We start from the raw sequence: 12,643 nt of genomic DNA, 5'->3' as shown, positions 1-12,643 counted from the left end.
AGGGAGTGGATAGCAAAGCATGCTGTCCGCTAACTAGGGTGGTACCACGGGAATAATGCCTCTCGTCCCTAGCGATTATCGCTAAGGATGGGAGGCTTTTTTAATCACATTTATTCATTGCCACAAGTATGACGGACATGCGCGAGCAGCCGTCTGGGCATCGTAGGAGGAGTAAGCATGAGTCAAGAAGCGAAGCAGCCGCACGGTTACGTGCCGCAGCAGATCGAGCCGAAATGGCAATCCTATTGGGATGAACATAAGACATTTGCAACGACAGAAGATGAGAACAAGCCAAATTTCTATGCACTGGATATGTTCCCATATCCATCTGGCGCCGGACTTCATGTAGGACACCCGGAAGGATATACGGCTACAGATATCATGTCTCGTTACAAGCGCATGCAAGGATACAATGTCCTTCATCCGATGGCATGGGACGCATTCGGCCTTCCAGCTGAGCAATATGCGATCGATACGGGACAGCATCCGCGTGAATTCACGGTGAAGAATATCGACAACTTCCGTCGTCAGATCAAGTCCTTGGGCTTCTCTTATGATTGGGATCGTGAGTTCAGCACAACTGATCCGGAATATTACAAGTGGACGCAGTGGATCTTTATTCAGTTGTACAAGAGAGGACTCGCTTACGTTGCAGAAGTTCCTGTTAACTGGTGTCCAGCCCTCGGTACAGTACTTGCGAATGAGGAAGTCATCGATGGCCGTTCGGAGCGTGGTAACCACCCAGTTATTCGTAAGCCAATGCGTCAGTGGGTATTGAAGATTACGGAGTATGCAGAGCGTTTGTTGCAAGATCTGGATGAGCTTGACTGGCCGGAGAGCTTGAAAGACATGCAGCGCAATTGGATTGGGAAGTCCAAGGGAGCTGAAGTTCGCTTTGTAATCGACGGTCACGAAGAGGAACTGGTTGTTTTTACAACTCGTCCAGATACGCTGTTCGGTGCAACTTACTGTGTCATGGCTCCTGAGCATGAGCTTGTCGAACGCATCACGACGGCTGAACAGCAAGCTGCTGTGAAGGCATATCAAGAGCAGGCGGCACGCAAGAGCGATCTGGAGCGTACGGATTTGGCGAAGGATAAGACGGGTGTATTCACAGGCAGCTATGCGGTGAACCCGGCGAATGGAGCGAAGCTTCCAATCTGGATTGCGGATTATGTGCTTGCTGGATACGGTACAGGTGCAATTATGGCTGTTCCTGGACATGATCAGCGCGACTGGGAATTCGCGAAGCAATTTGACCTGCCGATCATCGAAGTGATTGAAGGCGGCAATGTACAGGAAGAAGTATATTCCGGCGATGGAGCTCATGTGAATTCAGAATTCCTGAACGGAATGGACAATGCGGCTGCAATGGCGCGCATGATTGAATGGCTTGAAGCTGAAGGCAAGGGCGAAGGCAAGGTAACGTATCGCCTGCGCGACTGGTTGTTCAGCCGTCAACGCTACTGGGGAGAGCCGATTCCAATTCTTCATCTGGAAGACGGAACAATGAAGCCTGTACCGGAATCCGAACTTCCGCTTACACTGCCGGATGTCGATCAGATTCGTCCATCAGGAACTGGAGAATCTCCGCTTGCGAATGTAGACGAATGGGTGAACACAGTTGATCCAGAGACGGGCATGAAAGCTCGCCGTGAAACGAATACAATGCCGCAATGGGCGGGAAGCAGCTGGTACTACCTGCGCTACATCGATCCGCACAATAACGATGAAATCTGCTCCAAAGAGAAGCAAAAGAAATGGCTTCCAGTTGATTTGTACATTGGCGGCGTTGAGCATGCGGTTCTTCACTTGCTGTATGCGCGCTTCTGGCACAAGGTATTGTTCGACCTTGGTGTCGTAGATACGAAGGAGCCATTCCAGAAGCTTGTTAACCAAGGGATGATCCTTGGTACAAATGGCGAGAAAATGTCTAAGTCCCGCGGCAATGTCATCAATCCAGATGATATTGTGAACGAGTTCGGCGGAGATACGCTGCGCATCTATGAAATGTTCATGGGTCCACTGGAAGCGACGAAGCCATGGAACACGAATGGTGTAGAAGGAAGCTACCGATTCTTGAGCCGCATCTGGCGCTTGTTCATTAACGAGGAGACAGGAGCCCTGAACAGCAAGATTGCTGACGGAACGGATGGAGCAGATCCGGCCTTCGTTCGTACATGGCACAAGACCATCAAGAAGGTGACGGAAGACATAGAAGGATTCCGCTTCAATACAGCAATCAGTCAATTGATGATCTTCATCAATGAGGCGTATAAGACAGAGGTTCTTCCACGCCAAGCAATGGAGAACTTCGTTCAATTGCTGGCACCGCTCGCGCCACATATCGCGGAAGAATTGTGGCAGCGTCTTGGCTACCAAGAGTCGATTACGTACGCTGCGTGGCCGACTTATGATGAGTCGCTTACAGTTGATGCGGAAGCAGAAATTGTTATTCAAGTGAATGGCAAGATTGTATGCCGTGCAAATGTAGCAGCAGATGCTGACGAAGAAGCAATGCAGCAAAAAGCGATGTCCCTCGCGAACGTTCAGGATGCCATCGCTGGCAAGACGGTTCGCAAAGTCATCGCAGTAAAAGGCAGACTTGTTAACATTGTGGTCGGTTAAGTTCTTCGCCAAATAGTTGGGATTCGACCTTGTGTAGATCCTCCTCATATTTGGCATGGGTGACTTGAATGAGCTGCTGGAATACCCCATCCAGCTCACCATCCAACAGACGGAGCGCCTCGGCGGTAATGCCGCCGGGGACTGCTACCCGCTGTCTCAAGTGCTCCAGGCTGAATCCTCCCTCCGTTAGCAGCTTGCCAGTACCAAGCAGCATCTCACTGGCCAGGCGCTCTGCCTCATTCCTTTCGATTCCTGTAACTTCAACTGCAGCCTCTATCCATTTCTGCACGAAAAAGGCGATAAATGCCGGCCCACAGCTTGAGATATCCGAAGTGATGCGCGTATACTGCTCGGATACCTGAACTGGACGACTTATGGACATCATCAACTGTTCCAATAGTAGCCTGTCTTCTGTTTGAATTCTGCTTCCATACATACATAAGGATGCTCCACTCCATACATAATTCGTAACACTTGGTATAATTTTTGCTATCTTGCAGGACAGCTGCCGCTCCAAATGGCTAATGAGCACTGGACTCGTTATCGATACAACGATGAGAGAAGGCTTTACATATTGTGCGATTTCGTTCAGAACGGCTTTGAATTCTGAAGGCTTCACACATAAAAAGACGATATCGCTTTCTTGTACAGTTTCTACATTGCTGCTGGCCAATTGCAGCCCAGGATATTGCGCAGCCAGCTGTTGAACCTTATTCCTCGTGCGATTGCTCGCGATAAGCTGAGATGGTTCCAATGCACCTGATTGAATAAGTGCTTCAATGATTGTAGACCCCATGCTTCCCGTACCTATAAACCCGACTTTCAAGTACGTTCCCTCCCTTTGCTTCTGCCTATTCCGCTGTTGTCGTAGGACGTGATTATGTTCACTTCGTATTCATTTGTGATGAACACAAGTTTATCAAGCTTATTGATCCATATGATGACATGGTTGACCATTATGCCGTCATTCGCTGACGAAGGGTGTGGTGACATGAGAGAAGGAATGAGGAAGACCAGAGCATTGCCAATGCGATGGCTAATTGCAATGAGTCTAGCAGTAATCGGTGTTGCAATCTGTATGTGGATATGGGTGAAGCCGCAAGGGTCACTGCAAGCAGGGACTTGGACGGATTTGAATGATGAGATTGATTCGATAATGACTGCTGAAGGGAAGGAAGCCCAGATCACGGAATCGAAGATGTCTTCGAAGTCGACTCCCGCCGCGGAACAACATGCACAGAACAAGCAGCAGTCTTCCGTATCGACAGTAGCCCATAAGGATGATGGTGCTGATGCGGGAAAGGGAGGACAATCGGAGGCCGCTAGTTTACTTCCTTCAACGGATGTCCTTAAGACGGAGAAGGAGCATTCCAGTGCGTCTGGGAACAAGGGAGCTAAGGGAGCTGTATCCCAACTTCTTAACATTAATGAAGCTGATGCATCTGCACTGGTGACACTTCCAGGTATTGGCCCGAGTAAAGCGAAAGCAATCATTGAATATCGCGAGAAGAAGGGGGCCTTCCGCCACGTTGACGATCTCATGAAGGTGAAGGGAATCGGCAAGAAGATGATGGCCAAGATCCGGGATCAGGTACGTGTGGAATAAAATGCGTGAAATGTGCAACATTGTGATGTCTTTAGTTGCATGAATGCGCAGGCCTGCTTACAATAAGGATAACATACACAACATAGACAAAGGCAGAAGAATGGGGATTGGAGTTATGACAACGACTATGCGCAAAGACTGGGATACGTATTTTATGGATATTGCCTATATGGTGTCTACTCGCTCGCGCTGTCCAAGGCGGCATGTGGGCGCTGTGCTCGTACAGGGCAAGAAGCTGCTTGGTACCGCTTATAATGGCGCTCCGATGGGGATTCCTGACTGCAGTGAGGCTGGCTGCATGATCGCAGAACAATATGAGAAAGTTGTCGTAGACGGCGAAGCGCAGATGGTTAAGAAGCAGCGCTGCATTCGCACGATCCATGCAGAACAGAATTTGCTGCTATTCACGGATCGGAATGATAGAGAGGGATCTACGGTATACGTGACGGATCAGCCTTGCTGGACATGTGCCAATATGCTCGCCAACAGTGGTGTTGTCGAGATCGTATATCACCGTCCTTATTTGAAGGACAGCGATAAAGTGGCTGCGATGATGGAGCATAAAGGAATTGTGTTCCGTCAACTTGATCATTATCATCCGCCGGCAGAGTCGGTAATGGATGAAGTTAGCGAATAAATGATAAATGTATCGTTGTGAATAGGGATGAGGAAGAACCTCTGTGCTCAAGCAGCACTGTTCGTTTCGTATTTAAATGCGAAGAGCAGTGCTTGCGAGTATAGAGGTTTTTTGTATATGGGCAGGGGGGATGATATGCTGGCACGTCGACCGTTGGTTGTGGCTGCCTGTATGATTGCCGGAGGCTTCCATCTAAGCGCAGTCCTCCCGAATGGAGAAGCTTGGATTGCAGCTCTCGGGATTGTGCTGGTATTGCCGCTTTGTGTCTTAGGAGGCTGGTGCAGACGTATGCAAGCAGTCTTGTATGCGCTGCTGCTGCTTATGGCTCTACTCTACTATCAATTGACGGTGAAGAGTGGAGATAGTGTCTGGTCGGATGAGGGGGTTAGTTCTTATGTAGAGCAGGTACAAGAATTGAACGGAGAATGGGAAGGGGTGATCCTAACCTCGCCGGAGTTGGACGGAGATCGGATGCAGTTCCAATTCGGAGTTACAGGCTGGAGAACTCCAGAAATGAAGCAAATGGAAAGTGTACGGGAGACGCTGTTAGTTCAAATCAAGCTATCTAGTAAGCAGGAACTGCAACAGGTGCATCAATGGAACCGAGGGCAATTGGTGCGTATACAAGGTAAGCTTGAGATCCCCGGTGATGCGGGGAACTTTGGCGGATTCAGCTACAGAGAATATTTACATAATTTACAAATCGACTGGTTGTTAAGGGTGTCGGGTTTACAGCATATGACCTCGCAAATAGCACTTGAGACGACCTCTTCCTATGCACCTACTATCATGTGGAATCGAATGCTGGCATATGTGGATCAAGGCAGGGAGCGTCTGGCGGCGATATTGGAGCATATGTACAAGCAGCCCCATAGCGGCTATATGCAAGGGCTTATCCTGGGAACACGGGGAGATATGGATCCGGATATTTATCAACAGTTCTCGCAGTTGGGACTTACCCATATACTCGCCATATCTGGATTGCACGTAGGTGTACTTATCGGAGCTCTATTGTATCTCTTCCGATTGCTGCGCATGACGAAGGAGACGGGCATATCGATCACGATGGGGTTCATCCCGATGTATGTATTGTTGACGGGGGCGTCGCCATCGGTTATTCGTGCAGGTATGATGGCTTTCCTAGCCCTTTATGGGGCAAAGAGAGGCTGGTTGAAGGATGGGCTGCATCTTCTGGCAGCTGCCTTCATTTTCATGGCGGTATGGCAGCCTCGTTATGTACTGCAGGTCGGATTTCAATTGTCTTTTATTGTCACGGCTGGGCTGATTTTATTTGTTCCCCTCGCTATGAGGCTAATGGCTTCTTTGCCGCGGACATTGGCCAGTTCGCTCTCGGTTACACTGGTTGCACAAGCTGTTTCGCTGCCTCTTACTGTCTATTACTTTAATCAATTTTCGCTGTTGTCCTTTTTGGCTAATTTTGTTATTGTCCCCCTCGTCAGCGTTGTTGTGCTGCCAATTGGCTCAGTATCGTTGATTGTCGGTTCACTATATGAACCTGCGGCAGTACCGATCGTTTGGCTTGTTGAACGGTTGAATGAGGTTACGTTCCAACTAGTGTATTGGCTGGCACAAATGGAAGGTGCTACGATCATATGGCCGACCCCTCCATTATGGTGGATCGCTCTTTACTATCTCGGATTCGCCTTGGCGCTGACTTCTGTTCGGCGTTGGTGGGATGCGAGGCAGATTAACCGCAGAGAAAGAGATCGAGGGCATAATTTGAACCATGCTGATGATACACAACCGCTCGATTTTATCCAGATCCCGGCAGGCGGATATCGATATAGAGGAGCAATTGCGCTTGCAGCCGCTTGCTTGCTTGGGTTCATCGTGCTGCAAGGATATTCCATGGGGCGTTCGAATGATGCAGTTGTTAGTTTTATCGACGTCGGTCAGGGTGACAGCATCTTAATCTCAACGGCTTCGGGCAAACACATGCTTATTGATGGCGGGGGTACTGTGAATTTTCGCAAGCCAGAAGATCGCTGGAGGGAACGCAGAGTGCCCTTTGAGGTAGGGGAGAAGGTAGTTGTTCCGTTGTTGAAGCAGAGAGGCATCAGAGAATTGGATGCTGTTCTGTTAACGCATGCCGATCAAGACCATGCTGGGGGATTGCAAGCTGTACTGAAGCATATCCCGGTGAAGCAGTTCATTATGAACGGGACATGGAAGTATTCCGCCTCGATGAACAGTCTATACCGCACTGCGATTGATCAAGGGATCCCTATTCGCAAATGGGAAGCAGGCCAGCGATGGGAGCTAGATTCGTGGAGCTCCTTAGAGGTGATGTATCCTTATCCTTCGACGGATGGTTCTACCCTTTACTTTCAAGACAATCAGAACGAGGCCTCCCTTGTCGTCCAATTGACACTTACCCATCCAACAAGTAGGAAGCAGGCGGTATTCATGCTTACAGGAGATCTGGAAGCCGATGGCGAGAGGCAGATGCTCGAGCGTGTTGCATTGCAGCAATCGAAGTCTATCGACGTCTTGAAGGTGGCTCACCACGGAAGCAAAACCTCTACTACACCTGAATGGCTTGAGCAATGGAAGCCCCAGATAGGGGTCATATCGGCAGGGCGCAATAATCGATATGGACACCCTCATCCGAAGGTGCTGGATACACTGCATGATGCGAAGGTTCCTGTGAAACGAACAGATATGGAAGGGGAGATCCAATTCAAGCTGACGCCTAGTGGTTTGAAGGTGAGGGCGAAGCGTGATAGGATACATTTATAGAATGGAGCAGACAGCACGTCATGCGACGTGCTCTTTTCCTGTTTCTTTCTTCTATTTTTTAAGTTTCGTGACAATTTGATATGCTTTTCAGGGTGTTTTTTGCTATGCTAATGTTGAATTATTGATGGGAATTTCAAGTATTAAAATTAATCTACAAATTGGTAACGATCATCTGCAACCATTTCAGACGTTCTCACGTCAATGGATATGCAAGAGAGGGGGATCAAGGTGGTAGAGCCAGGACTCATTCGATCCGCTCAGTCTGGCGATAGAGACGCGCTTATCACTCTTTTGCGGGAAATCGAACAATATGTGTATCGAACTGCTTATTACATACTGAATAATGAGCAGGATGCACTGGACGCGTCCCAAGAGGCCTTAATCCGGATATATACTAAAATTCAATCGTATGAGGAGAAAGCACAGTTCAAGACTTGGGTACAGCGCATCGTGACGAATATTTGCATCGACAAATTCCGCCGCACGAAGCCGACTGTATCGATAGAGGAGCATAATCTCACATTCCTTGGCAATGAAAGCGTAGAGAGGGATGTCCTATCCTCCCATGCAGCGCAGGATATACGAGAAGCGATTGATCAACTGCCGGAACATCACCGTGCTGTCGTTGTTCTTCGCTACTTGCAAGATTTCTCGTATAACGAAATTGCTGATAGCTTGAACTTGCCTCTCAATACGGTGAAATCATATCTATTCCGCGCCAGACAACAGCTGCAGACTATGCTGCAAGATTACGAGAAAGGTGGTGTGCGAGGATGAACTGTTCAGAGGTGATGGAACTTATGCAGCGGAAATTGGATGGAGACTTGAATGATTCGGAACAGCACCTTCTGACTGAGCATATTAACCATTGCCCCGCCTGCAGTGAGATGGCTAGGCGATTGGAACGACTCCATACGGAATTAGTTCAGCTGCCTAAGGTCGAGCCGAAATTCAGCCTAGTTGATGCGATTATGCCAGCGCTGGATATCATTGATCGAGATGAGCAGCTAGCTGCGGTCGAACCAAATGCAGAAGCATATCCGCAAGAGGCTGTGTCAGCAGGCCATGCAGCGACTGGATCGCCTATCGAGCCGCGTATCGTCAAGGGAACTGCGACGCCTCAATCAACTCAGCAACGTTGGTTCGAACGAATCCGCTGGCGTGCGACCAGCGCTGTCATCGCAGCAGGGCTTGTGCTTGGTCTATTTATTGTCAACTTCAAGCCGCCTACAGAGGAACAGGCTGGCGAGTTTAGTGAGCTTAGGAACGAGCAGCTCATGAAGACCGAGACTGCAGACAAATCCGATAGTTCTCAAGTTACGAAATCCGAATCTAGCTCTCCGATGAAGGAAAAACCGTCGAATAACGATCCACAGAACAATTCAACCGAACCTTCTTCATATGCGACAACAGAGGAAACGGGAGAAGCGGATAAGGAGAAGTCTACTCAAGATAGACAGAAGGAAATGAAAGACTCATCCCAACAGAAGATCGGCATTCCGACACCGAAGGATGTGGAGAAGAAAGAAAGCACTTCTCATCCTAAGAAGGATCAGGAGACAGTTTCAGCAGATCGTTCTGTGGCAGGTGGACAGACGCGAACAAGACCGGATGCAGACAAACAGCCGCCAAATCAAGATGGGCAGAAACAAGATGCGAAGAAGGATCCACAGCAGAAGGATACAGAACAGGTTCTGGCAGAAGAGCCGCCGAAAGAGCCTCAGAAGGATGGAAGCGATAAGATGCCAGAACAGAAGGAAATTAATTCCTTTGTTGGCCCTTCTATTACATCTGTAGCCGAAGCGACGGCACCGAACGGTAGCCTTATGGCGACATGGGACAATGGACAGCTGCTGCTCTATAAGCTAAATGGTCAGGAGCGAACGAAGCTGCAGACGATTGCTGTAGCAGAGAAGCCATCTGAGCTGATTTGGTCGGCAGACAGCTCGAAGCTGACAGTTGTCGCATCCGGAGAGGATGGGAAGTCGAGTAAGCTCCAGTATGAACTGAAGAATGATGCGCTCGAGCCGATTGTGGACGCAGGCAATCCAGCGGAGAAAGAAGTCATTCAAGGAACAATTCAACAATCGAAATAAAAAGGGCTTACATGCAGGGCTATCATGCACACATTGTTACGTCCTTGCGTATAGTATGGTATCAAGAAGACAGAATGCTTTCCCGTACGTCGAATGACCATTTGTGCGGAGTTTCTAGAGCTTCGTGGCAAATGTTTATTATAGATGTTAGGGGACAAAGGGACTCGCGCAACAGTGATGTTGTGCCAGTCCCTTTGTTTTTGTGTCAAAGTCTGCTATGATGAGGTTCGTTATATCGTAAGGGGAGGCTAGCAATTTGGTAGATATTAAAGCAGCCGTCAAGGAAATTAAGCGCGGCTTTCCGCGCCCTATCTATATTCTGTACGGTACTGAAAAATATCGGATTCAGGAGTTCGTACAATTCTTAATAGAGCATGCAGTCGGTGAAGATAATCGTGAATTAGCAATTATGAAGATGGATACTTCGGAACACCCGGTTGAGGCAGTCGTTGCAGAGGCGGAGACGATGCCGTTTCTAGTTCCACGCAAATGTATTCTGGTGAAGGATTCGACAGTATTCGCATCTGGGAAGGATGGCAAGATTGAGCATCAGACGGAGCGATTGCTTGAGTATATGGATAATCCAATGGACACGAGCATTGTTGTATTTCTCGTGCAGGCGGACAAGCTGGATGAACGGAAGAAGACGGTTAAGAAAGCCAAGACAGCTGGAGCAGTGCTTCCTTTCCTGCCGCTTAGCGCAGACGAGCTGACGATGTGGGTTCGCAAGGAAGCGGAGAAGCATGAGTGCTCGATCGAGGATGAGGCTATCCGTGCAATTCTGAACAGTGCAGGGACGAATTTGCAGACATTGTCGGCTGAAATTGAGAAGTGCTGTCTGTTCACAGGGAGAGGCGGAACGGTTGTGGTAGAGACCATCCACTCCTTGATTGCCAAGAACACAGAACAGAATGTATTTCAGCTTGTTGAAGATATTATCAAACGGCGAGCGGATCAGGCGCTCGATACTCTGCACGAATTGTTGAAGCAGAAAGAAGAGCCTATTAAGATTATGGCGCTTATCGTACGGCAATTGCGGATTATGGTACAGGTGAAGGAATTGACGAGCCGCAGCTTCAGTCAGCAGCAAGCAGCTTCCCAACTTGGGCTGCATCCATACGCCGTCAAAATGGCTTACGAGCAAGCGCGTGACTATGATGGAAATAAGCTGACGCAATGGATAGCGGAGGCGGCAGAACTCGACTATGAAATGAAGTCAGGCCGAGTAGAGAAGGTACTAGGCTTGGAGCTCTTCATTATGCGGATGTCTAAAGGAATAGCAAGAATACAAAAAGAAACCAGAAGATGAACGCCGAGGCGTTCATCTTCTGGTTTCTTCGCTTCTAGCTAAGTATGAAAAGGCTCCAGCTTACGCTTGTGCAAGCAGAGCGTTCAATTTCGTCGCCAAGCGAGACTTTTTGCGGGCAGCCGCGTTTTTGTGTACCAAGCCTTTTGTCACTGCTTTGTCCAATTTCTTGGAAGCCAAAGCGACAGCAGATTTAGCTGTTTCTGCTTCGTTGTTCGCCAAAGCAGTGTCAGCAGCTTTAACAGCTGTGCGAAGTGCTGATTTTTGGGAAGCGTTCAACAGACGGCGCTTGTCGTTTGTTTTAACGCGTTTAACAGCGGATTTAATGTTTGGCATTGATTTCACCTCCGTTGCATCGTAGTGCGACAACAGAATCCAATTCCCTCGTTCTTAAGAAAAATAGATTCACAACTTAAAGTATTCTATCACGCCACAACTTAAAAAGCAATACATTTACCATGTTGGTATCGGAATACACGAACGATGGATAAGGAACGTTCAAAGCTCTGTCACGGTTGGCTTTAGCTTACATCATGATTCGTATAAGAAATGCGTCTGTGCGCAAAATATACGTTAGAAAATGATGTGCGTAGCGGGAGGCGTTTACCATGACAGCAGATTTGAAATCTTATTCAGTTCGAACCGACTTAGCATTAGAATCGAGAGAAATTGCTCAGCCGGACAGTGCAATTCCAATACCTGGGGTATCCGAAGAAGTGGAGGATGTTCGCGGGATTAAAGTAACGAAGATTCATGTTCAGACCGAGGAAGGATCACGAGCCATTGGCCGTCTCCCAGGACGATATATTACGATTGAAGTACCGGGTTTGCGGCGCAAGGATAGTCAGCTGCAGGATCGAGTGGCAACCAAATTCGCACAGTTGTTCGAAGGGTTCTTGGCAGAGGTCGGGGTGAATCAAGACTCCAAGGCGCTCATTGTTGGTCTAGGCAACTGGAATGTCACGCCGGATGCGCTTGGCCCTCTTGTCGTTGAGAACGTACTTGTTACTCGGCATTACTTCGAAATTATGCCGGATCAAGTAAGTCCCGGATACCGAGAGGTAAGTGCAGTTGCACCTGGAGTACTTGGAGTAACAGGGATTGAATCAAGCGAAATTGTACAGGGAATTGTAGAACGGACGAAGCCTGATGTTATCATTGCGATAGATGCATTGGCGTCCAAGGCGCTCGAGCGAGTGAACACGACCATCCAAATTGCAGATATCGGTATCCATCCAGGTTCCGGTGTAGGTAATAAGCGCCGTGGATTGACGAAGGACATTCTTGGCATACCGTGTATAGCAATAGGGGTGCCAACGGTCTGCTATGCATCCACGATTGTGAATAATGCAATTGATTATATGAAGGAGCATTTCAAGCAGGAAACGAATCAGACGAGAGAAATCCTTGGCATGCTGGACGATATTAACGAACAGGAACGGTTAATGCTTGTCAAGGAAGTACTGGAGCCGCTAGGCCATGATTTGGTCGTTACGCCGAAGGAAGTGGACGAATTCATGGAGGATATGGCGAATATTATTGCGAGTGGGTTGAATGCTGCACTGCATGATGCAGTCGATACGGAGAATGTGAATGCGTATACGCATTAA

Annotated in this window: 10 protein-coding genes and 1 other annotated feature (1 of these 11 cut by a window edge); of the genes, 8 read left to right on the top strand and 2 right to left on the bottom strand. The window is 48.5% G+C overall.

Annotated elements, in window-relative coordinates; all coding sequences use genetic code 11:
* Nucleotides 1-73 (top strand) — a binding site (T-box leader); it begins 157 nt to the left of the window's first position.
* A 104-nt stretch (nt 74-177) separates the two neighbouring features.
* The gene (leuS, locus tag BP95_RS0102350; RefSeq protein WP_021256847.1) at nt 178-2,628 is read left to right on the top strand and encodes a leucine--tRNA ligase; all 2,451 of its coding nucleotides are present in this window, start codon (nt 178-180) and stop codon (nt 2,626-2,628) included.
* On the opposite strand, the gene comER is transcribed toward leuS, so the two are convergent.
* A complete protein-coding gene (gene comER / locus BP95_RS0102345) occupies nt 2,609-3,454 on the bottom strand; it encodes a late competence protein ComER (protein WP_021256846.1) in 846 nt (281 codons plus the stop codon). The two genes, leuS and comER, sit on opposite strands and share 20 nt — an antisense overlap.
* Nucleotides 3,455-3,655: 201 nt before the next feature.
* On the opposite strand from comER, the gene BP95_RS31710 reads away from it, so the two are divergent.
* The 6 genes from BP95_RS31710 to holA all read left to right on the top strand — a co-directional run bounded on the left by BP95_RS31710 (nt 3,656) and on the right by holA (nt 11,036).
* Nucleotides 3,656-4,234: a ComEA family DNA-binding protein gene (locus BP95_RS31710; RefSeq protein WP_231515030.1), complete on the top strand. Its 579-nt coding sequence runs from the start codon at nt 3,656-3,658 to the stop codon at nt 4,232-4,234.
* Nucleotides 4,235-4,349: 115 nt separating this feature from the next.
* The gene (locus BP95_RS0102335) at nt 4,350-4,871 is read left to right on the top strand and encodes a deoxycytidylate deaminase (RefSeq protein ID WP_021256844.1); all 522 of its coding nucleotides are present in this window, start codon (nt 4,350-4,352) and stop codon (nt 4,869-4,871) included.
* Between the two features lie 135 nt (nt 4,872-5,006).
* On the top strand, nt 5,007-7,631 hold the full coding sequence (locus tag BP95_RS0102330; protein WP_028531305.1) for a ComEC/Rec2 family competence protein: 2,625 nt from the start codon (nt 5,007-5,009) through the stop codon (nt 7,629-7,631).
* 228 nt (nt 7,632-7,859) lie between these two features.
* Nucleotides 7,860-8,408, top strand: a complete 549-nt coding sequence (locus BP95_RS0102325) for an RNA polymerase sigma factor (RefSeq protein WP_021256842.1) — start codon at nt 7,860-7,862, stop codon at nt 8,406-8,408.
* On the top strand, nt 8,405-9,727 hold the full coding sequence (locus tag BP95_RS0102320) for an anti-sigma factor family protein (protein WP_021256841.1): 1,323 nt from the start codon (nt 8,405-8,407) through the stop codon (nt 9,725-9,727). Before BP95_RS0102325 ends, BP95_RS0102320 begins: the two co-directional genes overlap by 4 nt.
* A 256-nt stretch (nt 9,728-9,983) precedes the next feature.
* Nucleotides 9,984-11,036, top strand: coding sequence for a DNA polymerase III subunit delta (gene holA, locus BP95_RS0102315; protein ID WP_021256840.1), 1,053 nt, complete (start codon nt 9,984-9,986; stop codon nt 11,034-11,036).
* Between the two features lie 60 nt (nt 11,037-11,096).
* On the opposite strand, the gene rpsT is transcribed toward holA, so the two are convergent.
* Nucleotides 11,097-11,369 carry a 30S ribosomal protein S20 gene (rpsT, locus tag BP95_RS0102310; protein WP_021256839.1) on the bottom strand — a complete coding sequence of 91 codons (273 nt, stop codon included), beginning with the start codon at nt 11,367-11,369 and terminating at the stop codon, nt 11,097-11,099.
* Nucleotides 11,370-11,641: 272 nt separating this feature from the next.
* Between rpsT and gpr the strand changes: the two genes are divergently transcribed.
* Entirely contained in the window at nt 11,642-12,643 is a 1,002-nt protein-coding gene (gpr, locus tag BP95_RS0102305) for a GPR endopeptidase (protein WP_021256838.1), read from the top strand.

The organism is Paenibacillus sp. UNC217MF (assembly GCF_000686865.1).
Lineage (GTDB): Bacteria > Bacillota > Bacilli > Paenibacillales > Paenibacillaceae > Paenibacillus_B > Paenibacillus_B suaedae.
The sequence above is the reverse complement of the archived record's forward strand: the minus strand, read 5'-3'. Positions and strand labels throughout refer to the sequence as shown.